The organism is Bradyrhizobium sp. sBnM-33, from assembly GCF_032917945.1.
Classification (GTDB): Bacteria; Pseudomonadota; Alphaproteobacteria; order Rhizobiales; family Xanthobacteraceae; genus Bradyrhizobium.
The window spans coordinates 1009376-1030845 of the sequence record NZ_CP136624.1 but is presented as its reverse complement, the minus strand read 5'-3'; the positions used below and the strand labels follow the sequence as shown (position 1 = coordinate 1030845).

Below are 21470 nucleotides of genomic sequence, written 5' to 3'. Positions count from 1 at the left end.
GAAATCGCGGCTTGCCCGCTTTTTTCTCCAGCCCGCTGTGCCATATTGGCCGCCAGCGCGGCTTTTCGTAACGGATGACACCCCGCAAATGCCCTCAGGCCACACCTCCCGCTCCGAGATAGAGATCGAACTGAGCAAACTGTCCTCACCGCGGATTTTCCTGGTGCGGATGCTGGTGTTCCTGGTGCTATGCGCGCTGGTCACGATCGTGCTCTATAAGCAGATCATCGTCGCATTCTTTGCCAATCCGGGCCTTAACGCGCTGATCGGCGGGGTGCTCCTGATCGGCATCATCCTGTCGTTCCGGCAGGTGGTTCGGCTCTATCCGGAAGTGGCCTGGGTCAACAGTTTCCGCATCGCCGATCCGGGGCTCGCGATCGACCGGCGCCCGACCCTGCTGGCGCCGATGGCCGCCATCCTCGGCGGCGAACGTACCGGGCGGATGACGATATCGCAGCAGACCATGCGGCACTTGCTAGATTCGATCGCGACCCGGCTGGACGAAGCCCGCGATATTTCACGGTACATGACGGGCTTGCTGGTCTTCCTCGGCCTGCTCGGCACCTTCTGGGGTCTGATCGAAACCGTCGGTTCCGTCGGCAAGGTGATCGACGGCTTGAAGGTCGGCGGCGATGCCGGTTCGCTATTCGACACCCTGAAGGAGGGGTTGGCCGCGCCGCTCGGCGGCATGGGCATTTCGTTCTCGTCTTCGCTATTCGGCCTCGCGGGCTCCCTGATCCTGGGCTTTCTCGACCTGCAGTCGAGCCAGGCACAGAACCGCTTCTATACCGACCTTGAGGACTGGCTGGCTTCCACCGTGCGCGAATATGGCGATGGCACTTCCGGAATCGGCGGTGAACTGCAGCATGCGATGGAACGTATCCGCGCAGTGGTGGAAGAGAGCGGCGGCAGCCGCAACACCACGGCGGCGATGGCCAATCTGGCTGAGGCGATCCAGGGCCTGGTCGCGCATATGCGCACCGAACAGCAGATGATCCGCGAATGGGCCGACGGCCAGGGCGAACAAAACCGCGAGATCAAGAAGCTCCTCGAGCGGATCGCCAGGCAGCCCGAGAAGAGCTGAAGAAGTGGAATGTTCGTGTCCCGGCCGCGGCGCAGCACCATAAGCGCGTTTACGCGCGTCTTCGACACGCTATGGTGATGCGACGCAGAGCCGGAACCCATCGCGAGTAGGTCCCGGCTCTGCGGAGCGGCGTTGCACGCCGCACCGCGTCCGGGACACGAGATTGTCGGAGAATTGAAAATGGCCCTCGCCCGTGCCCGCCGTAGTGAATCCGGTTTCAACTACTGGCCGGGCTTCGTCGACGCGCTGTCGACGCTGGTGCTGTCGATCGTGTTCCTGCTGTCGGTGTTTTTGGTGGTGCAGTTCTTCCTGTCGCAGGAGGTCACCGGCAAGGACAAGGCGCTCGAACAACTCAACGCCAAGATCGCGCAGCTCAACGACCTGCTGTCGCTGGAAAAGCTCGGCAAGATCACGCTCGACGACCAGCTCGCGCAATTGCGCGCCGGCCTCGCCGCCGCGGAAGGCGAACGCGACCGCTTCAAGGGGCTCTACGAGGGATCGAGCAGTGCCGGCGACGCCCAGGGCCGCGCCAATGAGCTCAATAAGGCGCTCGAATCCGAAAAGGCGGTGACCTCGCGCGCGCTCGCCCAGATCGAGGTGCTGAACCAGCAGATCAGCGCGCTGCGCCGCCAGCTTGCGGCGCTCGAGGAAGCGCTGGAAGCCTCCGAAAAGCGCGACAAGGAATCGCAGGGACGGATTGCCGATCTCGGCCAGCGCCTGAACGTCGCGCTGGCGCAACGCGTGCAGGAACTGTCGCGCTACCGTTCGGAATTCTTCGGCCGCCTGCGCGCCATTCTGGGCAATCGTCCCGATATCCGCATCGTCGGCGACCGCTTCGTATTCCAGTCGGAAGTGTTCTTCGATACCGGCCAGGCGGTGCTGCTCCCCGAGGGCCGCTCCGAACTCGAAAAGCTCGCCACTGCGCTGATCGATCTCGACAAGCAGATACCGAGCGAGATCGGCTGGGTGCTGCGGGTCGACGGCCACACCGACATGCGGCCGATCAACTCGCCCCTGTTCAAGTCGAACTGGGAATTGTCGTCGGCGCGCGCCATCTCCGTGGTGCAATATCTGGTTTTCCTCGGCGTTCCCGCGCAGCGGCTGGTCGCCGCCGGTTTTGCCGAATTCCAGCCGCTCGACTCAGCGGCCAACGAAGACGCCTACAAGCGCAACCGCCGCATCGAACTGAAGCTGACGGAACGGTAGTGGCGTATTACACTCGCTTCTATCGAGCAGAGGATGAAGCAGCCGCAATCGAGCTGTGGCATCGCACTTGGCAGGAGGCCTATCCTGATATCGACTTCGCCTCACGGCTGGAATGGTGGCGCGGGCGCTGGCGCAGGGATCTCGTACCGAAGGCCGAGATTATGGTCGCGGAACAAGATGGCGCGCTGGTCGGCTTTGTCACCGTCGATCGCGAAGGCTACCTCGACCAGCTTGTGGTTGCGCCAGAGCACTGGGGCTCCGGCGTCGCCTACCTGTTGGTTGAAGAGGCCAAGCGCATCTCTCCGAAGGGCGTCACGCTACTCGTCAACAAGGACAACCCGCGCGCCATTCGCTTCTATGAGCGCAATGGCTTCGTCCATGCCGGCGAGGATGTGAACCCGACGTCTGGGCGGCCGGTGCTGAAGATGGAATGGAAAGCATAACACGTCACCCAGCCCGACAGTGTCATACCGCGCATGCGGGTATCCAGTACGCCGCGGCTTCTCGGTTCAGTTGCTGGTGTCTCTGGAATACTGGGTCACCCGCTTTCGCGGGTGACGACACTCGCGTGGGCGACAACTACACGCCCCGGATCAAAACTCCCGCCGTCAGCAGCACATAAGCAATGGCCAGCGCATCGAACGCGCGCGATGGGCTGATGATCGGTATCGACACATGGGCGTAACGAACGAGCAGCGCGCAAACCGCAAGTATGAGCGAAATCAGGAAGATCGCGACCGAGGGCGGCGTCAGGGCAAAACCACTGCGGCGAAAGGGCATGACTATCTCCTGTTGAATCAGCCGGGCAAGAAAGCACGGCGTTGCAACAGCGAGACGACACTTTAGGTTCCAGCGGTTGTTACACGCCCTTGAACTGCAGCCGGGCCAATCGCGCGTACAGCCCGTTCGCCGCGACCAGTTCGGCATGCGTGCCCTGTTCGACGATCCTGCCCTGGTCCATCACCATGATGCGGTCGCAAGACAATACCGTCGCCAGACGATGGGCAATCACGAGCGTGGTGCGATGGCGCATCAGCTCTTCCAGCGCGGTCTGCACCAGCGTCTCGCTTTCGGCATCGAGCGCTGACGTGGCTTCGTCGAGCAGCAATAGCGGCGCGTCACGCAGGATCGCGCGGGCGATCGCGATGCGCTGGCGCTGGCCGCCCGACAGCGTCACGCCGCGCTCGCCAAGTTGCGCCTCGAAGCCGCCGGGCAGCTTGCGCAGGAATTCGGTGGCGTGCGCGAGATCGGCGGCGCGCTCGACCTCAGCGTCGGTGGCATCGGGCCGGCCGAAGCGGATGTTTTCGCGCGCGGAAGCCGCGAATACCACCGAGTCCTGCGGCACCAGCGCAATCCGCGAGCGGACGTCAAGCGGATCCGCCGATTTGATCGGCACTCCGTCGAGCGAGATCGTGCCCTTGGCCGGATCGTAGAACCGCAGCAGAAGATGAAAAAGCGTGCTCTTGCCTGCACCCGAGGGACCTACGATCGCGACCTTCTCGCCCGCCTTGACCGATAGCGAAACATTGTCGACCGCGAGCACGTCCGGCCGCGCCGGATAGGCAAAGCTGACGTTCTCGAACCCGACGTCGCCGCGCGCAGGCTGCGGCAGCGCAACGGGCTGCGACGGCGCCGTGATCTGCGATTTCACCCGAAGGATCTCGAATAGCCGCTCCGCCGCGCCTGATGCGGCCGAGACTTCGCCCCAGACCTCGCTGAGCTGGCCGAGACCGGCCGCGGCGAACGCGGCATACAGCACAAACTGGCCGAGCCGGCCCGGCGTGATCTGGCCAGTCAGCACGTCGTGCGAACCGACCCAGAGGATCGCCACCACGCTGGAGAACACGATGAAGATGATGATCAGCGTCAGCACCGCGCGCGCCCGCGTCGAGCTGCGCGCCGCCTCATAGGCCTGCTCGACTTCGCCGCCGAAGCGGGCGGTGGCCATCCGCTCGCTGGTACAGGCCTGCACGGTCCTGATCGCGCCGACCAGTTCGGAAGCATACGCGCTGGCGTCCGCCAGCGTATCCTGCGCGTTGCGCGACAGCCGCCGCACCCAGCGGCCGAAGGCGACCAGCGGGATCACGATCACGGGGATCGCCAGCAGCACGAAGCCTGAAAGTTTCGGGCTCGTGATCACCATCATAGTGGCGGCGCCGATGAACAGCATCATGTTGCGCAGCGCTATCGATACCGAGGCGCCGACCGCCGATTTGATCTGGGTGGTGTCAGCGGTGAGCCGCGACACCAACTCGCCCGAACGCGCGGAGTCGAAGAAGGCCGGCGACAGCGAGACCAGATGCGCGAACACGTCACGCCTGAGATCGGCGACGATACGCTCGCCGATCGTCATGACGAGGTAGTAGCGGGACGCGCTGGCCGCGGCCAGTACCGCGACGATGGCGATCATGACGCTGAAATAGCTGTTGATCAGCGCGATGCCTTCCGGGCTGAAGCCGAAATCGATCATGCGCCTGACCGCGATCGGCACAACCAGCGTGGTGATCGCCGCGATCGTCAACGAAATCAAGGCGAGCGCCGCGCGCCCGCGGTAGCGCGCGACATAGGGCGCGAGCGCCAGCAACGGGCGAAGCCTGGCGCCGGTCCTGGCAGGCGATTGCGTCAACTGGCTCTCGATGAAGGCCTCTTCCTCGAGCAGGGCGTCGCGCGGCGGCGTGCCGCGGGGGGCTTCAATCTGTTCCACTGCGCTCATGAAATCCGACCCGTTTTTCTGCCCCCAGATAGGCCTCCGCGGCCCCCTCTGGCAAATCCGGGAGATTCCCAATCAGGACATATACGTAGCTTGTTTTGACAGGCTTCCTGAGCTATAGAGCCGCCAAATCCCGTATCCCCTGACTTTTTGAGACGGGCGCCGGCGCGCCGAAGGATATGCCATGAAAGCCGAAATTCACCCGAATTATCATACGATTACGGTCGTGATGACCGACGGGACAGAGTACCAGACCCGCTCCACCTGGGGCAAGGAAGGCGACAAGCTGAACCTCGATATCGACCCCAAATCGCATCCGGCCTGGACCGGCGGCTCGCAGCAGATCCTCGACCGCGGCGGCCGAGTGTCGCGCTTCCAGAAGAAGTTTTCGGGTTTCCTCAAGAAGGACTGAGGCCGTCCGGTCCTGCTTTCTTGGGTTCAGAATGCGAAACGCCCCGGGTAGCCCGGGGCGTTTTTGTTTTGGCGCTGCGGCCTATCCTCGTCATTTGCGAGGAGCAAAGCGACGAAGCAATCCATCGCTCCACATGCGCTGAGAGATGGATTGCTTCGCGGAGCCTGTCATCGGGCGCGCATCGCGCGACCCGTTGGCTCGCAATGACGGCGGAGAGAGTTTGCGGGGCTTACTGCTCGAACGCCGCTTTCAACCTGTTGAGCTGCGGCACCAGCGGATTGCCGATCGGCGCACGTTCCGCGGGCGCGGCGTGGATCGAGATGTCGAGCCGACGGACCCGCGTCTGCAGGCTCATCGATCGCGCAATCAGATCCTGCAATTGCTGCGGGAGCTTCTCGATCATGTCCTCCGGCCCGGGATCGGCGGCCGTGAGCTTGACCTTGGTCTTTTCCCGATTGGCCTGGGTCAGCGTCATCTCGCCTTCCTTGACTGCGCGATGCAGCAACAGCCACGACGCAAGCTGCATCAGGCGGGTGGTCAGGCGCATGCTTTCGGTTGCGTAAGTAAGGCTGACGGAACGTTCGAGCGCCTTGGCTTCGGTGCGGCCGTCGCCGTCGAGATAGGCGGCGGTTTCCTCGACGAGATCCATGCCTTCCCGGAAGAGAGTTCCGAACGCCGCCGAATTAGTCAGCCGCTCGCTGAACAGAACGAGCGCGGATTCGCTTTGCGAACGGTCCGCCATGGTTAACGCCCTCACGCCACTATTTGCCCCAACCGGCTGTGAACCACCGGCTTATGATGAACAAATCATTGCTCGGGCGACGTCGAGAGTCCAGCGGCAACCGGATTTATGGTTTCCAGCTCGTGGGGGCACAAAATAGCCGCGGTGAGCACAAAAAAGAGCCGCCGTTTCCGGCGGCTTTTGAAGTTGATAACAGGGAGGCGTCAAACAGAGTGGACAGGAGCCACTCGGTGTCCAAACGAGGACGATGCCAGTCATAATCGAGAAAGCTTAACGGACCGTAAACGAACGAATTTCTTTAGGGATTGTTTGCCATGTCGGCCATTGGCCGAGTTTGTGATTGACCTGCTTGCGAGCGATTGTAGCCCGGATGGAGCGCAGCGAAATCCGGGGCCAGCGCAACCAGATCGAGCGTTCCCGGATTGCGCGGAGCCTGTCATCGGGCGCGCATTCGCGCGACCCGTTGGCTCCATCCGGGCTACATGCCAGCGCGCGCGCTGGGACCCAAAGCCACCGGCGGATGAAATTGAGGGAAAGTCGGCCAGCGGCCTGCCACAAGCCGGGCTGTGGCGCATGGGTCGCGGATCGCGTTCGCTGCGCTCACTTGTCCGGGACGACGGCGAGAGGAGGTCGCGGCTTGAATTCTACGACTTGAAAATACTGTTCGCGGCATCCTTTGACGCGCGCTTTTTGGTGACGGCCTCTTGCAGCCGCGCGATTTCCGAATTCAAGAGCGCAATCCGCTCCGTCAGTTCCTCGACCGACAGCAGCGACAGGTCCTGGCCGATCTCATGGCTGATTTTCTTCCGCGGCTTGTCGTCGTCTTCGATGGCCATGCATTTCCTCCTTTCGGCATTCCCTTCAGGTCTGGCCGTCCCTTCACGCGGTTGCCAGCCGCAGCCGGGCTGGCTAATCAGGGGCCGCCCTCAATCCTCAGCCTTTCGCAAGGACAAATCATGGAAAAGCTGCCCGCGCAAATGACCGTCATCGGCATCAGCAAGCCCGGCGGCCCCGAGGTGTTGCTGCCCGAAACCCGCAGCGTTCCAACGCCCGGCCCAGGCGAAATCCTGGTCAAGGTGATGGCGGCGGGTGTCAACCGCCCCGACGTTGCGCAGCGCTCCGGCGCTTACCCGCCGCCGCCCGGCGCCAGCGACCTGCCCGGCCTTGAAATCGCGGGCGAAGTGGTGGCGCTCGGCGAAGGCGCCAAAAAGCACAAGCTCGGCGACAAGGTGATGTCGCTGGTCGCGGGCGGTGGCTACGCCCAATATTGCATTGCGCAAGACGCGCAGGCGATGGCGGTGCCGCCGTCGCTGTCGATCCAGGAAGCCGGCGCGATCCCGGAAACGCTGATGACCGTCTGGCACAATGTGTTCGAGCGCGGCGGGCTCAAGCCCGGCGAAACACTTCTGATCCACGGCGGCTCGTCCGGCATCGGCACCATGGCGATCCAGCTTGCGAAAGCGTTCGGCTCCAAAGTGATCGTGACCGTCGGCTCGCAAGACAAGGCCGACGCATGCCTCAAGCTCGGCGCCGACCGCGCGATCAATTACAAGACCGAGGACTTCGTCACCGTGGTCAAGGCGGAGACCAACAATGTCGGCGCCGACCTAATCCTTGACATGGTCGCCGGCGACTATGTCGATCGCAACTATGACGCTGCCGCGGTCGACGGCCGTATCGTGCAGATCGCGACGCTCAACGGGGCCAAGGTTACCGTCAACATTGCCAAGGTGATGGTGAAGCGACTGACCCATACCGGCTCCACGCTGCGCCCCCGTACTAATGCGGATAAGGCAGCGATGGTCGCCGCGATCGAGGCCAAGGTGATGCCGCTGTTGCGCGAAGGACGTGTAAAACCGCTGATGGACAGCTCATTCCCGCTGGAAAAAGCGGCTGACGCGCACCGGCGGATGGAGACGTCAGCACATATTGGCAAAATTGTGTTGGCAGTCTAGCCGATCGCGAGCGAAGCGCGGGTGGAAACCCTTTGATTTGCTTCGCTTTCATGTCATTTATCGCTGGCAACGCCGACCCGTTCGCTGGGCCGGGAGGGTCGTTGGTCGCGGAGTACTCACATTGCGTCTGATCAGGTGCCTTGCGCTGCTTGCGCTGGGCCTCATGATTGTTGCGGCCGCGCCGGCGGCGCACGCCATTGACGCGGTCAGCGTCCGCAGCGACGCGCCTGCCATCGATCTCACCGCAGTGCTCGACCGCCAGCGCAGCGAAACCGACCGCATCCAGGTTTCGACCGCGCCGGGAACCGACGGCATCGTCCGCCGCATCGAGGTCCGCGCCCGCGAAGGCGGACAGAACTGGGTGGTGTTCGCGCTGGCCAACAATACCGACGACCAGCTCGACCGCCTGATCGTCGCGCCACACTATCGCATCGTATCATCCGGCCTGTTGTGGCCCGACCTCGGCCTGTCGCGCATCGCAACGATCACGCCCTCGACCGGCGATCGCCCCGAGCGCCAGGAAAGCGCAACCGCCGACATCTTCCGCATCACGCTCGACCCCGGCGCCGTCATCACATTCGTGGCAGAGCTCCGCACCGACAAACTGCCGCAGCTCTATCTCTGGGAACCCGACGCCTACAAGGACAAGGTCAACTCGTTCACGCTCTACCAGGGCATCGTGATCGGCATCTCGGGCCTGCTGGCGCTGGTGCTGACGATCCTGTTCGTGGTCAAGGGCAGCATCATGTTCCCCGCCGCCGCCGCGCTGGCCTGGGCGGTGCTGGTCTATATCGGCGTCGATTTCGGCTTTTGGGGCAAGGTGCTCGACATGTCGAACAACGCCGAGCGCGTCTGGCGCGCGGCCGGCGAAGCGATCCTCGCGGCGACGCTGCTGGTGTTCCTGTTCGCCTATCTCAACTTGAGCCGCTGGCATGTGCGTTATTCCCACATCACTGTCGGCTGGCTGGCCTTCCTCGGCTCGCTGGTGGCGCTGGCGCTGTTCGATCCTGCAGTCGCTTCCGGCATCGCGCGCATCTCGCTGGTGCTGATCGCCTTCGCCGGCTTCGCGCTGATCGTCTATCTCTCGACGCATGGCTTCGACCGCGCGGTGTTGTTGATCCCGACCTGGTTCCTTCTGGTGGTCTGGGTGATCGCGGCCGGCATGACGGTGGCGGGAAGCGTCACCAACGACATCGTGGGTCCGGCGCTGCTCGGCGGCCTCGTGCTGATCGTGATGCTGATCGGATTTACGGTGATGCAGCACGCGTTCGCCGGCGGCGGCGCGACTACCGGCATCGTCTCCGACATCGAGCGCCGCGCGCTGGCGCTGACCGGCTCCGGCGACCTGATCTGGGACTGGGACGTTTCCGCCGACAAAGTGTTCACCAGCCCGGAGACCGAAAGCCTGCTCGGACTGAAGCGCGGCACCCTGGAAGGACCGGCCGCAAAATGGCTGGAGGTGCTGCACCCGCTCGACCAGGACCGCTTCCGCGCCGCGCTGGATAGCGTGCTCGACCAGCGCCGCGGCCGGCTGGTGCAGGATTTCCGCCTGCGCACGCCTGATGGCCACTTCATGTGGTTCGCGCTGAAGGCGCGTCCGGTGGTCGGCTCCGACGGTGAAGTCTCGCGCGTGGTTGGGACGCTGACCGACGTCACCGAAATCAAGAACGCCGAAGAGCGCATGCTGCACGACTCCGTGCATGACAACCTCACCGGCCTGCCCAACCGCAAACTGTTCATGGATCGCCTCGGCGCGGTGGCGAATTTCGCCAAGAGCATGCCGAATCTGCGGCCGACGCTGATGGTGATCGACCTCGATCGCTTCAAGCAGGTCAACGATTCCGTCGGCATTGCGGTCGGCGACTCCATCCTGCTGACGCTGGCGCGGAGGCTGACGCGTATCCTGAAACCGCAGGATACGCTGGCGCGGCTGGCCGGCGACCAGTTCGGCCTGATCCTGATATCGGAGCAGGACCCGGCGCGCATCACCGCCTTCGCCGAAACCATCCGCAAGACCATCCGCGCGCCGATCGCCTTCAACGACCGCGAGATCTTCCTGACCGCTTCGATCGGGCTCGCGCTATCGGATCCTCAGGCGCAATTGTCCGACGAGATTATCAAGGACGCCGAGCTTGCGATGTATCATTCCAAGCGGATCGGCGGCGACCGCATCGACGTCTACAAGCCGGCGATGCGCGCGCGAAAGACCGACCGCCTAACGCTGGAAAGCGAATTGCGCCGGGCCATCGAGCGGCAGGAAATCAGCATCCTCTACCAGCCGATCGTGCGGCTGGAAGATCGCTCGATCGCCGGCTTCGAGGCGCTGGCGCGCTGGGATCATCCCAAGCTCGGCCGGATGTCGCCGTCGGAATTCATCACGATTGCCGAGGAGATCGGCCTGATCGTCGATCTCGGCATGTTCGTGCTGGACCAGACGGCGCGGCAGCTTTCGGTGTGGCAGCGCGCGATGCGCTCGCGCGAACCGATCTTCGCCTCCGTCAACGTTTCCTCGCGGCAGTTGCTGCGCCATGACTTGATCCACGATATCCGCACCGTGCTGTCGCGCTCATCGGTGGCGCGCGGCACGCTTAAGCTTGAGCTGACGGAATCGCTCGTGATGGAGAATCCGGAGCATGCCGCACAGATGCTGGCACGCATTCGCGAACTCGGCACCGGACTGTCGCTCGACGATTTCGGCACTGGCCATTCCTCGCTAGCCTACCTGCAGCGCTTTCCCTTCGACACTATCAAGATCGACCAGTCCTTCGTGCGCACCACCAGCCGCGGCACCCGCCCGGTGATCCTCAAATCGATCATTGCGCTCGCGCACGACCTCGGCATGGACGTGGTGGCGGAAGGCGCGGAGACGGATTCGGATGCGGTCGAGCTCTATCAGTTGGGCTGCGAATACGCGCAAGGGTTTGCCTTCGGCGAGCCGATGGATGCCGACGCCGCGATGCGGCTATTGACCGAAGAACGGCTGGAAGCGGCGAGCTAAGCGGCCCGGCGAAGGCGGCGCCCCATACGCCGTGGCTTGTCTGTACGGCGATGGAGCCATTGCCTTTGCAACAACAACGCCCTCTGGCCATGGGCGGCCCCACCTTCCCTGCGCGCGGCGTGCCGCGTCTTACCACCAGCCCGGTTGCATCGGACGATAGTACTGGCCGCCGCGCCGGCGCGTGTTGCCGGTTTGGGGAGCCGGATCGCGCGGGAAATTGAAGAAACCGAAACCGTCGTCGCCCTGGAAGTCGTCGCTCGCAATGCGGACATCGGCCGTAGGCCGGCGCGTCACGAAGCCGCCCTGCGGCTCGGTGCTCAGCACCGCGACGAACTCTGTGCGATAGTTGGTCTCGCTGCTCAGCGGCTCGTCCGAGACGACGATCGAGGATCGTGGCAATGCGGTCGGCGCGATGCGATCGAGCACCTCCTGCGGGATGGTGATGCGGTCGAGCGCGGCCTTGGCGTTGTCGCCGTTGTCGATGGTGACCGCGGTCCAGCGCAGGGCCGCCCCGTTGCGCGCCACCGCCGTGAACACATGCGTGCCGATCGGTCTTTCGGGATTGCGGATCGTGACAGGAACCTCAATCGTCGCATCGAACACGATCCCGCCGCCGTCAGGTGCCGGCTTATGCGTAGGGCGCCGCACGTAAAGCTTCTGCGTCGCGCGGCTGATGTAGATCGAGACCGGCTCGAGCGCGAGCTTCGCCTCGCTCGCCGCCTTGGCGATGTCGGCCTTCCTAATCCCGGCCGCCTTGGCGGCGTCCTTTGCGGTTGCCGCGGCGTCGAGCTTGGATTTTGCGTCGGCATTGGCAGTGTCGAGCTGTGTTCCCAGTTCCGCGGCCTTCGCGGCGGCCTTTTGCCTAAAGTCCTCGGCCCGCGTCTTGGCCTCGTCCGTCTTGGCGACGGCGAGCACCTTGTCGGCGTAGGCGAGCTCAGCGTCGGCGCGGGTCTTGAGCCCCTTCAGCTTGCGCAGCGACGCCGTGAACGATGCTGTCTCGCGCGCCGCCATCGCGGCGGCCTTCTTCGTCTCGTCGGCCGTCCTGGCGGCCTCCGCGGCCTCGCGGGCGAGCGTCTCGGCGCGCGTCGGTGCAGCTGCAATGGCCTCCGGGCTCGGCACGAATAGCGCCGGGTGGGAGAACTCGACCGGCTCGGCATTATCAGGCGAGACGATTACCCGCATCCCGATCCGCGTCCTGTCGAACAACTTCTCGGCAAAGCCAAAGGGCATCCGCACGCAGCCGTGCGAGGCCGCATATCCGGGCAGCGGCCCGCCATGCAGCGCGATGCCGTTCCAGGTGATGCGCTGCATGTTCGGCATCTCGGCATCGTCATAGAGGCTCGAGCGGTGATCCTTGTTCTTCTCGAGGATGGCGAACACGCCGGCGGGCGTCTCGCGTCCCGTGGTGCCGGTTGAAACCGGCGCGCGCAGGATCCAGCCGTCGGCGTCGTAGATGGTGACCTGCTGGGTCTTGATCGACACGATCGCCATGATCGGCTCGCCTGCATCGCGCGGCGCCGTCGCCTCGGTTGGGGCCTTGGGGCGCGCCTGTCTCGCCGTGGCGTCGACGGTCAGCGCCGCCATTACCACGAGCGTCACAATGGCGGGAGCACCCCAGCGCCGCATCGCCACGGTGGATCGCGCCGTCGTAACTCGATTCACCATGCCACGCCCCGGTTGAAATGCCTGTCCGCGCTTGCGTCCATCAAGTGCCAGATCGCTACTTTTGGGTTTAACCAACCGCCGCCACCATCCGCGCCGCCAATTCGCTCCTGGGACTATCGGCACGTCCCGTTGGCAATTCTCTCATACACGACAGCCCGCGTAGCAGGAAGGGTGGCTGGCAGTTGAAATTGGCACTTTGTGGACCCCGCGCAATTTTCCACATTGAGTCCGCAAGGCGCACCAAAGTGGCGGTGTGCTGGGCCTGTAAATTTTGGGGATTCACCGCCCGCGTGGTTCGAGGAACCGCGGCACGATGCAGGTTGAACGGCGCAGCTATTTCCTCACCGGCATCTTCTTGAACTTCACGCTCTTCCCATCCGCCTGCCGCGTTGCGATGTAGCCGGCTTCCAGGCAGGCTTCGCGCTGCGGCATTCTCTCCTGCGGGCTCCGCAACGTCTCCCACCATGACGCGCGCTGCGCGGCACGCGGCAGCGCGGCGTCGATGATCTCCTCAATCCGTTCGAAGCTCAGCACGAATTCGGTGCGCTTCTGCGCCTTCAGATAGTCCCGCAGCGGGTCGTAAACGTTCACGCGTGTCCTCTTGAGCGAATTGCACAAAACCGTCGACGCCGGCAACCGAATGTTAACTGTCTACCATATCGCCGTCGCCGCTTAAGACCGCAACAATTTATCCGGCGCATACCGGAAGGCTTGGAGCGGATGATGCTATTCGAGCGGCAAAGCGACTTAGCCAGAAAGGGTTGGTTCAGGAAAGACTCCGGCCGCCGCCCCTGGCGATTGTCGGTAAAGCTGTTGATCGCATCGTCGGTTGCGGCGGTGATCGGCTTCTCCGCGATCTGCACCAGCGTCATGTTTGACATGCGCCGCGGCGAGGAAGAGCTGGCGCGTCAAACGCTTGAAAATCTTGCCTCGAGCATCGACTCCGATATCAGCCGCAATATCGAACTCTACGATCTGTCGCTGCGTAGCGTCGCGACCAATCTGGTGATGCCGGAGATCGAAAAGGTCAGCAAGGAGATTCGCCATCTGATTCTGTTCGATCATGCCGCGACTGCCAGGCATTTCGGCGCGATCCAGGTATTCGACGCGCAGGGCAAGCTGATCATCGATGCGGCAAGCCTCGATCCCGTGCCGGAGGATCGCAGCGATGAGGAATACTTCTTCGTCCATCGCGACAAGCCCGACATTGGCTTGTACATGAGCCGTCCGATGCTGCATCGCAGCGCCTATTCGATCGTGCTCAGCCGACGCGTTAGCGACGCCGATGGTGGTTTTCTCGGTGTGGTCGCGGGCTCGATCCGATTCAGTTATTTCCACGATTTGTTCGGACGGCTGACACTCGATCCCGCCGATACGATCACGGTATTGCGCCGTGACCGGACGATCATCATGCGCAAACCATTCGACCTCGACATCGTCGGCAAAAATCTGGCAGAGCGAAGAAACTGGAATCCGGGAAATCTGAAGCAAGGCGGGGCCTACGCCGGGGTCGGACCGGTGGACCCGACACCGCGGCTTTACGTTCGAAGCGCCAATACGAGCCTGTTCTTTGTCGTCGTCGGAAAACCGCTGGCGAGCATCCTGAGCCTCTGGCACCGGGAGGTGATCCGGATCGGAGCGGTCATGGTGACCCTGATCCTGTTCGTGCTTGCCACCACATTGTTTCTCGCGCGCGAGATCGGCCGCCGCGCCGAGGCCGAAGAAAAGCTGGAAGAGCTGGCGACCACCGACGCGCTCACCGGCCTGAAGAACCGGCGCAAGTTCGATACAGAAATCGATGCCGAATGGCGACGGGCGGCGCGCAACCAGACCCCCATCGCGGTGCTGATGATCGATGCCGATCATTTCAAATCGTACAATGACACGTTTGGACATCAGGCCGGCGACCAGGTGCTGGTCGGCATTGCGATCTGCATCTCGGATTCGGTGGGGCGGGCCGGCGACTGTCCGGCCAGATACGGCGGCGAGGAATTCGCGGTACTTCTGCCTGGCCTCTCGGCGGCGGAAGCGCTCACCGTCGCCGAAACCATCCGCCTGAAAGTCGAACAATGGGCCGAAGATCCCCGCGTGACGACGGTGAGTATCGGCGTGGCGAGCATGACGCCCACGGCAGCGATCGATTGGTCCTATCTGATCGAAGCGGCCGACAAGGCGCTCTACGCGGCCAAGGCCAACGGCCGCAACCAGTCGGTGGTCGCCGCCATCCCGCAGCTTGCGCTGGTGGCTTGAGTTTCTACGCCAGCACCGTCATTGCGAGCGAAGCGAAGCAATCCATGCACCAGCATATTCGGAACGATGGATTGCTTCGTCGCTATCGCTCCTTGCAATGACGGAATGAGCAGCGGCACCCCGCCCTCATTTCTCCAGATACTTCTTCATCTCCGCGCGCAGGCCATCGCGCAGCTCGGCGCGTGCCATGCCGTAGGCGATGTTGGCGCGCAGGAAGCCTGGCTTGGAGCCGCAATCATGGCGCTCGCCCTCGAACTCGACGCCGTAGAACTTTTGCGTCTTGGCAAGAGCTTTCATCGCATCGGTGAGCTGGATCTCGTTGCCTGCACCGCGCTCCTGGCTTTCGAGAATCTTGAAGATTTCCGGCTGCAGGATGTAACGCCCGGTGATCGAGAGGTTTGACGGCGCGGTGCCCTTTGGCGGTTTTTCCACCATGCCGTCGACCTCGAACATGTTCTTGGCGAGGCGTTTGCCGACGCCGCAGATGCCGTATTGGTGGGTAAGATCATCAGGCACCGCCTCCACCGCAAGCAGATTGGATTTAGCGCCGAGTTTCGCGGCGGCCTCGATCATCTGCTTCAGGCAACCCGGGCTGTTGAGCACCAGTTCGTCCGGCAGCACCACGGCGAACGGCTCGTCGCCGACGATGTCGCGCGCGCACCAGACCGCATGGCCGAGGCCGAGCGGCGCCTGCTGGCGGGTGAAACTCATGGCGCCGGCCTCGGGCTGGTCGCGTGCCAGGATGTCCTGCTCGGCCTTCTTGCCGCGCGCGGCAAGCGTGGTGTCGAGTTCGAACATCCGGTCGAAATGGTCCTCGATCACACCCTTGTTGCGCCCGGTGACGAAAACGAAATGCTCGATGCCGGCCTCCTTGGCCTCGTCGACCACATATTGAATCAGCGGCTTGTCGACGATAGTCAGCATTTCCTTCGGCATCGCCTTGGTGGCGGGCAGGACGCGGGTGCCGAGGCCGGCGACCGGAAAGACGGCTTTACGGATTTTCATGGGATGTCGGGCGCCTTGATATCGAGAAACTTGGAAATGCGGAAAGTCGCTTTGATTGCACGTTGATAGCCGGTTTGCACCCGTGAACAAAGGCGGATGTATGGTGGCCTTCCCGCCTCCCCACCTCCCCTTGCGCTTACCGGGTGCGACAACAAAATGGCCTCTGTTAAGCTATTGGAAACCGTGGCAGGGCCTTCTGGCACGGGGTTGTTACGACGGACGGCACGGCATGATGGAACGAACGATGAGCAATCGAATCGGCGCGGTCTTAATCGCGGCCGCGCTGTTATGTTCCTCTGGCCAATCGCATGCCCAATCCTCCGGCAACGGGATTTCGAACTTCCTCGGCAACATCTTCCAAGGCCAGCAGTCCAGCGAGCCGCCGCAAGCCGCGCCCGGCCCCAACGGCGGTCCGCCGCCCTGGAGCGGCGAGGACGGCGCCTCTGGCCATCCGCTGATGACCGCGTCCGCGATCCGGCAGGCGGCGGCGAATTTTCAAAACTGCGTCGCCTCGATGTGGCCGGATGCCGCACGGCGCAATATCACCAAGCAAAATTTCGAGCGCTTCACCGCCGGCCTCGAGCCTGATTTGCGCATCATGGACCTGATGGACTCGCAGCCCGAATTCACCAAGGCGATCTGGGACTATCTCGACATCCTCGTGAACGACAACCGCCTTGCCAAGGGCCGCGAGATCCTCGCCCAATACAGGCCGCAATTCGACGCGGTGGAGAAAGCCTATGGCGTCGACCGCTACATCATCGCGTCGATCTGGGGCATCGAATCGAACTACTCGACGCAAGTGGGTGACCGCAACGTAGTGCGATCGACCGCGACACTGGCCTGCATCGGCCGCCGCCAAGCCTATTTCAGGGATGAATTCCTCACCGCGATCGAGATCCTCAACCGCGGCGATCTGCGACCCGAACAGATGCGCGGCTCCTGGGCCGGCGCGTTCGGACCGACGCAGTTCATGCCGACCGCCTTCAAGCGCTATGCCGTCGACGCCGACGGTGACGGCCGCCGCGACGTCGTCGACAACGTCGCCGATCTGATCGCCTCCACCGCCAATAACCTCAAGAAAGACGGCTGGCAGACCGGCCGGAGCTGGGGTTACGAGGTGGTGCTGCCGGAGGGTTTTAATTTCATGCTGGCGGACAAGTCCAAGGCGATGACGATTGCGCAGTGGCAGAGCCAAGGGCTGAAGCGGGCCGATGGCAAGCCTTTCCCCGATTCGACCGAGAAAGCCTATCTGCTGGCGCCAGCCGGCATGCAGGGGCCCGGCTTCCTGATGCTGCAGAACTTCCGGGTGATCATGAAGTACAATCCGGCCGAGGCCTATGCGCTGGCGATCGGCCACTTTGCCGACCGGCTGCGCGGCGGGCCGCCGTTCGTGCAACCCTGGCCGCGGCAGGAACGGGTGCTGTCGCGGGCGGAGCGACTGGAACTGCAGCAGCTGCTGGCGCAGCGCGGCTTCTACAAGGGCACGCCGGATGGCCAGTTCGGTGGCCACACCCGGGAGGCGCTCCGCAGCTTCCAGGCCTCGATCGGAGCGCCGGCGGACGGATTTGCCTCTTCCGACGTGCTGGATCGGCTGCGGGGCCGTTAAGACGTGTTTTCAGCGCTTAAAGTGACCCTGAAAACCACGATTCGGCGGGAGCCTTGACGCTGGGCCTGGAACCCCGGTTTATGGGGTGTGAAATCTGCCCGCTTGCGGCCCGATTCCGCTGCTATATTTAACCGCTTCACGATCCATTTGCGACCGAGCCCGGATGCGAAAGCCAACGTCCTTCTTGCGCGTGTTTACCGAGACCGGGCCGCTGGTGGCGCTGGCGGTCGCGATCGCGCTTCTGATCGGGATCGTGGGACCCGCGTCGGCGCAGTTTTTCAACTTCGGCGGCTTCGGCGGCCCACCGCGGCAAGCGCCACAACGTGGCGGCGGCTGGTTCGGCGGCGATTTCTTTTCGCCATTCCAGCAGCAGGCGCCGCAGGCGCCGCGCCAGGATTTCTCCCGCGCGCCCGCGCCCGCCAAGCGCGACACGGTGCCGGAACGTAACGTGCTGGTGCTCGGCGACGCCATGGCCGACTGGCTCGCCTATGGCTTGGAAGACGCCTATTCCGAGCAGCCCGACATGGGCGTGATCCGCAAGCACAAGACCGTCTCCGGCCTGATCAAGTATCAGCCGCGCGGCGAGCCCGCCGATTGGGCTGCGGCCGCCAAGGGCATCCTCGCCACCGAAAAGCCCGATGCCATCGTCGTCATGCTCGGCCTCCACGACCGCCAGGCCATCCGCGAGGCGGTCACCGAGAAGAAGACCGACAAGAAGGAAGACAAGAAGGACGCGCGCGCCAAGACAGATAGCAAGCCGGCGGACGCAAAGAAGCCGGAAGGCTCGACTGACACGGCAAAGCGCGACGACAAGCCGGCCGATGCCGAATTGTCGCCTGACGATGCAGCCGATAACGACACACAAATCGCCGCACCCGCGCGATCAGGCGGCGGGCTTTACGAGTTCCGCGACGAGCGCTGGGTCGAACTCTACACCAAGAAGATCGAAGAGCTGATCGGCGTGCTGAAATCCAAGGGCGTCCCAGTGTTGTGGGTCGGCCTGCCAGCGATCCGCGGGCAAAGGGGAACGGCCGACATGCTGTTCCTCGACGCGCTGTATCGCGACGGCGCCGGCAAGGCCGGCATCACCTATGTCGATATCTGGGATGGCTTTGTCGATGAAGCCGGCCGCTTCCTGCAGAAAGGTCCCGACTTCGAAGGCCAGATCCGCCAGCTCCGCACCGCCGATGGCGTCTTCTTCACCAAACCCGGCGCGCGCAAGCTCGCGCATTATGTCGAGCGCGAGGTGACGCGCTTGCTGGCCGCACGCTCCGGGCCGATCGCCGTACCGATCGAGCCGACAACGCCGGAGGCCAATGTCGCGCCCGGCCAGCCGGCGCCACGTCCGCTGGCCGGACCGGTCATGCCGCTGGTGGCCTCGTCCGTCGGCACCGATCAGTTGCTGGGCGGTCCCGGCTCGCGTCCGGCAGCGGTCGATGCGCTCGCCGCGCGCACGCTGGTGAAGGGCGAAGCCCTGGCCGCGCCGGCCGGCCGCGCCGACGACTACGTATGGCCTCGTCGCGAAATCGGCCGCGAGCCGGCGAAGGGCGAAACACCGGTAGCGGCAGCCACCTCGCCGGGCGGAACCGCGGCAGCCGCCCCCGCACAGAAGCAGCTCTTGCTTCCGCCGCCGCAGCAAACGTTGCAGCAACAGAAGAGACAGCCGCCGCCGCCGATGCAGCTCCGCCCGGCGCAAAACAACGGGCCATCACTGCGTGACTTCTTCGGCGGCTTCGGTGCGGCACCACGAACACCCGCACCGCCCGCGGCTGCACCGCCGCGCGGACCCGTTGCTCCGGGCGCGCCACGCCCGCCGGGCAATGTCGGGCGCTCGGCAGAGGTGCCGCCGGGCAATTTCACGCGATAGGAGCTGTCAGTCCGGGGCGATGCGCCAGCATCGAACTACGATGTGCAATTGCAGATCGGAGAATATCCAGAAGTTTGGGATCGAGATGCGCCGCAGGCGCGGCGCGGGTTCGCGCCGACGCGCGCCCTCAGATACGCAGTTGCGCACCAGAAATGACTGATACGGCTCAGCCGTAGTAGCGCCAGCGCGACGGCGGACGGCGCGGCGGGCGCGTCATCAACAGCGCCAGCGCAAAGCCAATGCCAGCTGCGACCAACAGCGCGCCGAGCGGATTTTCCTGCACGGTTTTCGCCACCGCCTGCTGGCCGGTGCGAACTGTCTGGCCGCTGCTCTCATAAGCATCCTTGGCGTAGCTGACCGCGGAGTCGGTGGCGTCGCGGGCGGCATCCTTGGCCTGGCCGTAGAGATTTTGCACTGTGCCGGCCGCTTCGCGCGCGCGGCCCTCGGCCTGCGTCTTCGCGTCGCCAGCCATGTCGCCGGCGGTGCTTTCGACCTTACCCGCAACATCCTTCGCCGAGCCAGCAATCCGATCCTTATCCATCGCGGTCCCTCCTGTTTCAGAAGATTTAACCGACCAGACGCGCCCAGGTTCCTACCGCGCTCGAAACGCCCGTGCCGGGCTCACAGGATCAGCCCGCCATCGACCACGATGGTCTGGCCGATGATGTAGGATGATAGCGGCGAGGCCAGGAACAGCGCGGCACCAGCCATGTCGGCCGGCGTGCCGAGCCGCTTCAACGGGATCCGCTCGAGCGCGCCTTCGAGCCGTTTCGGATTGGCTGTCGTCGCCTTGGTCATCTTGGTGTCGACCAGCCCGGGCGCGATGCCGTTGACGCGGATGCCGTCCCCGGCCCATGCCTCGCCGAGCGTACGCGTCAGCCCGACCGCGCCGGTCTTCGAGGCGTTGTAGGCCGGATTGCCCATCGTGGAGTGATAGGCGGCGGTCGAACTGACGATGATGAGCGAGCCTTTGCTGGCGCTCAGCATCGCATGAAACTTGGTGGCACAGGCCATCAGGCTCATCAGGTTGACTTCCACGACCTTGCGAAAGCCATCCATCTCGAATTCGCCGCGGCGGTAGATTACCGCGCCTTGCGCCAGCACCAGCACGTCCAGCTTTGCGAACGATAGCTGGAAGGATTCGATGGCCTGCGCGTTGCTGACGTCGAGCTGGAAATAGTCGAGTCCGTCAAGATGAGAGCCTTCGTCGGGCGAATAGTCGGCTGCGCTTTCGCGGGTGCCGCAGACCGCGACCCGCGCGCCCTTGGCGCGGAAGGCCTGCGCGATGCCATTGCCGATCCCGCTGGAGCCGCCGACCACCAGCACTTGCCTGCCGCTGAAATCCAGTTCGTTCATCGCTCGCCATCCTCCTTGGTGCTCTAGTTCAGTCCTTCGTCGAGGAATTTGACCATCAGAACCTGATCGTAATATCGCCCATCATACTTGAGGCCCCTCTTTTCATAGCCGTACTCGACAAAACCCGCGGCGCTGTAAACCCGGCGCGCGCCCTCATTCTCACTCACCACGGTCAATTGAACCATCTCCACGCGTCCGCGCGCATGGTCGAGTACCGCCGCAACGAGCTTCTTCCCGAGCCCCAAGTTTCTCGCGGTGTCTCGAACATACATGCCCCAGAGTGTCGCCTTATGCGCTTGCTTCGCACCTTCCTGCGCAGCATAGGCCGCGACGCCTCCGAGCGTCTCCTCTATGAATGCGCCGAAGATGGCGGTACGGCCAAGGACGGCTTCGAACCACGATAGCGGTAGCGCGCTTTCCTTCTCAAACGTGCTGCCGAAGGCTTCCGGATTTCGCTGGAGGCCTTCCAGCCGAATATCCCTGTACAGCGCAGCGTCCGAAGGCTTGAGGCGGCGGATCTGCAGGCCGCGAATATTCGTCACGTTTGCACCTCGCTCGGCTCGTTTGACCTGTCTGCGGATCGGTGCCAGCCTTGTCAATCCTGCAACGTG

19 protein-coding genes are annotated in these 21470 nt (G+C 63.7%); 9 read left to right on the top strand and 10 right to left on the bottom strand.

Features of this window, described 5'->3' with window-relative positions; translation table 11 throughout:
• The first annotated feature begins 88 nt into the window (after positions 1–88).
• The 3 genes from RX328_RS04835 (at position 89) to RX328_RS04825 (ending at position 2733) form a co-directional block, all read left to right on the top strand.
• Positions 89–1084 carry a flagellar motor protein MotA gene (locus RX328_RS04835; RefSeq protein ID WP_213248400.1) on the top strand — a complete coding sequence of 332 codons (996 nt, stop codon included), beginning with the start codon at positions 89–91 and terminating at the stop codon, positions 1082–1084.
• Between the two features lie 180 nt (positions 1085–1264).
• Positions 1265–2290, top strand: coding sequence for a peptidoglycan -binding protein (locus RX328_RS04830; RefSeq protein ID WP_213248402.1), 1026 nt, complete (start codon positions 1265–1267; stop codon positions 2288–2290).
• Positions 2290–2733 (top strand): GNAT family N-acetyltransferase, encoded by a 444-nt coding sequence (locus RX328_RS04825; RefSeq protein WP_213248404.1) that lies wholly within the window; start codon positions 2290–2292, stop codon positions 2731–2733. Before RX328_RS04830 ends, RX328_RS04825 begins: the two co-directional genes overlap by 1 nt.
• A gap of 136 nt (positions 2734–2869) precedes the next feature.
• Here RX328_RS04825 and RX328_RS04820 read toward each other — a convergent pair whose 3' ends face one another.
• Positions 2870–3070 (bottom strand): hypothetical protein, encoded by a 201-nt coding sequence (locus RX328_RS04820; protein WP_213248406.1) that lies wholly within the window; start codon positions 3068–3070, stop codon positions 2870–2872.
• 79 nt (positions 3071–3149) lie between these two features.
• Positions 3150–5003 (bottom strand): ABC transporter ATP-binding protein/permease, encoded by a 1854-nt coding sequence (locus tag RX328_RS04815; protein WP_213248407.1) that lies wholly within the window; start codon positions 5001–5003, stop codon positions 3150–3152.
• A 181-nt stretch (positions 5004–5184) separates the two neighbouring features.
• Here RX328_RS04815 and rpmE point away from each other — a divergent pair, with 181 nt between their 5' ends.
• Positions 5185–5412, top strand: a complete 228-nt coding sequence (gene rpmE, locus RX328_RS04810) for a 50S ribosomal protein L31 (RefSeq protein WP_057833964.1) — start codon at positions 5185–5187, stop codon at positions 5410–5412.
• A gap of 229 nt (positions 5413–5641) precedes the next feature.
• Here the strand turns inward: rpmE and RX328_RS04805 are convergent, their stop codons facing one another.
• Together RX328_RS04805 and RX328_RS04800 are read right to left on the bottom strand one after the other, a co-directional pair.
• Entirely contained in the window at positions 5642–6154 is a 513-nt protein-coding gene (locus RX328_RS04805; RefSeq protein ID WP_065747422.1) for a DUF1465 family protein, read from the bottom strand.
• A 644-nt stretch (positions 6155–6798) separates the two neighbouring features.
• Positions 6799–6990: a DUF1192 domain-containing protein gene (locus RX328_RS04800; protein ID WP_213248408.1), complete on the bottom strand. Its 192-nt coding sequence runs from the start codon at positions 6988–6990 to the stop codon at positions 6799–6801.
• A 120-nt stretch (positions 6991–7110) separates the two neighbouring features.
• On the opposite strand from RX328_RS04800, the gene RX328_RS04795 reads away from it, so the two are divergent.
• Together RX328_RS04795 and RX328_RS04790 are read left to right on the top strand one after the other, a co-directional pair.
• The gene (locus RX328_RS04795) at positions 7111–8109 is read left to right on the top strand and encodes an NAD(P)H-quinone oxidoreductase (protein WP_213248409.1); all 999 of its coding nucleotides are present in this window, start codon (positions 7111–7113) and stop codon (positions 8107–8109) included.
• Positions 8110–8230: 121 nt separating this feature from the next.
• The gene (locus tag RX328_RS04790; RefSeq protein ID WP_213248410.1) at positions 8231–11107 is read left to right on the top strand and encodes an EAL domain-containing protein; all 2877 of its coding nucleotides are present in this window, start codon (positions 8231–8233) and stop codon (positions 11105–11107) included.
• A 129-nt stretch (positions 11108–11236) separates the two neighbouring features.
• On the opposite strand, the gene RX328_RS04785 is transcribed toward RX328_RS04790, so the two are convergent.
• Positions 11237–12772 (bottom strand): L,D-transpeptidase, encoded by a 1536-nt coding sequence (locus RX328_RS04785; protein WP_213248411.1) that lies wholly within the window; start codon positions 12770–12772, stop codon positions 11237–11239.
• A 333-nt stretch (positions 12773–13105) separates the two neighbouring features.
• Complete coding sequence (locus RX328_RS04780; RefSeq protein WP_213248412.1) at positions 13106–13363, bottom strand: hypothetical protein; 258 nt, start codon at positions 13361–13363, stop codon at positions 13106–13108.
• Positions 13364–13495: 132 nt separating this feature from the next.
• Between RX328_RS04780 and RX328_RS04775 the strand changes: the two genes are divergently transcribed.
• Positions 13496–15022 carry a sensor domain-containing diguanylate cyclase gene (locus tag RX328_RS04775; protein ID WP_213248823.1) on the top strand — a complete coding sequence of 509 codons (1527 nt, stop codon included), beginning with the start codon at positions 13496–13498 and terminating at the stop codon, positions 15020–15022.
• A gap of 126 nt (positions 15023–15148) precedes the next feature.
• Here the strand turns inward: RX328_RS04775 and galU are convergent, their stop codons facing one another.
• A complete protein-coding gene (galU, locus tag RX328_RS04770; RefSeq protein ID WP_213248414.1) occupies positions 15149–16027 on the bottom strand; it encodes a UTP--glucose-1-phosphate uridylyltransferase GalU in 879 nt (292 codons plus the stop codon).
• Positions 16028–16271: 244 nt separating this feature from the next.
• Between galU and RX328_RS04765 the strand changes: the two genes are divergently transcribed.
• Together RX328_RS04765 and RX328_RS04760 are read left to right on the top strand one after the other, a co-directional pair.
• Positions 16272–17636: a lytic murein transglycosylase gene (locus tag RX328_RS04765; RefSeq protein WP_249726155.1), complete on the top strand. Its 1365-nt coding sequence runs from the start codon at positions 16272–16274 to the stop codon at positions 17634–17636.
• Positions 17637–17799: 163 nt separating this feature from the next.
• Positions 17800–19503: an SGNH family hydrolase gene (locus RX328_RS04760; RefSeq protein WP_213248416.1), complete on the top strand. Its 1704-nt coding sequence runs from the start codon at positions 17800–17802 to the stop codon at positions 19501–19503.
• Positions 19504–19669: 166 nt separating this feature from the next.
• Here the strand turns inward: RX328_RS04760 and RX328_RS04755 are convergent, their stop codons facing one another.
• From RX328_RS04755 to RX328_RS04745, 3 genes are all read right to left on the bottom strand, one after another.
• Positions 19670–20044, bottom strand: a complete 375-nt coding sequence (locus RX328_RS04755) for a CsbD family protein (RefSeq protein ID WP_213248418.1) — start codon at positions 20042–20044, stop codon at positions 19670–19672.
• Positions 20045–20124: 80 nt separating this feature from the next.
• Positions 20125–20859, bottom strand: coding sequence for an SDR family NAD(P)-dependent oxidoreductase (locus tag RX328_RS04750; RefSeq protein ID WP_213248420.1), 735 nt, complete (start codon positions 20857–20859; stop codon positions 20125–20127).
• A gap of 23 nt (positions 20860–20882) precedes the next feature.
• Positions 20883–21401 carry a GNAT family N-acetyltransferase gene (locus RX328_RS04745; RefSeq protein ID WP_312017960.1) on the bottom strand — a complete coding sequence of 173 codons (519 nt, stop codon included), beginning with the start codon at positions 21399–21401 and terminating at the stop codon, positions 20883–20885.
• Positions 21402–21470 lie beyond the last annotated feature (69 nt).

Bases quoted from the DNA above. Each gene is read 5' to 3' on its own strand.
- RX328_RS04805 (WP_065747422.1), bottom strand. From the start codon at position 6,154: ATGGCGGACCGTTCGCAAAGCGAATCCGCGCTCGTTCTGTTCAGCGAG.
- RX328_RS04800 (WP_213248408.1), bottom strand. From the start codon at position 6,990: ATGGCCATCGAAGACGACGACAAGCCGCGGAAGAAAATCAGCCATGAG.
- RX328_RS04760 (WP_213248416.1), top strand. From the start codon at position 17,800: ATGCGAAAGCCAACGTCCTTCTTGCGCGTGTTTACCGAGACCGGGCCG.
- RX328_RS04795 (WP_213248409.1), top strand. From the start codon at position 7,111: ATGGAAAAGCTGCCCGCGCAAATGACCGTCATCGGCATCAGCAAGCCC.
- RX328_RS04830 (WP_213248402.1), top strand. From the start codon at position 1,265: ATGGCCCTCGCCCGTGCCCGCCGTAGTGAATCCGGTTTCAACTACTGG.
- RX328_RS04765 (WP_249726155.1), top strand. From the start codon at position 16,272: ATGAGCAATCGAATCGGCGCGGTCTTAATCGCGGCCGCGCTGTTATGT.
- RX328_RS04835 (WP_213248400.1), top strand. From the start codon at position 89: ATGCCCTCAGGCCACACCTCCCGCTCCGAGATAGAGATCGAACTGAGC.
- RX328_RS04775 (WP_213248823.1), top strand. From the start codon at position 13,496: ATGCTATTCGAGCGGCAAAGCGACTTAGCCAGAAAGGGTTGGTTCAGG.
- RX328_RS04820 (WP_213248406.1), bottom strand. From the start codon at position 3,070: ATGCCCTTTCGCCGCAGTGGTTTTGCCCTGACGCCGCCCTCGGTCGCG.
- RX328_RS04755 (WP_213248418.1), bottom strand. From the start codon at position 20,044: ATGGATAAGGATCGGATTGCTGGCTCGGCGAAGGATGTTGCGGGTAAG.
- RX328_RS04785 (WP_213248411.1), bottom strand. From the start codon at position 12,772: ATGGTGAATCGAGTTACGACGGCGCGATCCACCGTGGCGATGCGGCGC.
- RX328_RS04750 (WP_213248420.1), bottom strand. From the start codon at position 20,859: ATGAACGAACTGGATTTCAGCGGCAGGCAAGTGCTGGTGGTCGGCGGC.
- rpmE (WP_057833964.1), top strand. From the start codon at position 5,185: ATGAAAGCCGAAATTCACCCGAATTATCATACGATTACGGTCGTGATG.
- RX328_RS04815 (WP_213248407.1), bottom strand. From the start codon at position 5,003: ATGAGCGCAGTGGAACAGATTGAAGCCCCCCGCGGCACGCCGCCGCGC.
- galU (WP_213248414.1), bottom strand. From the start codon at position 16,027: ATGAAAATCCGTAAAGCCGTCTTTCCGGTCGCCGGCCTCGGCACCCGC.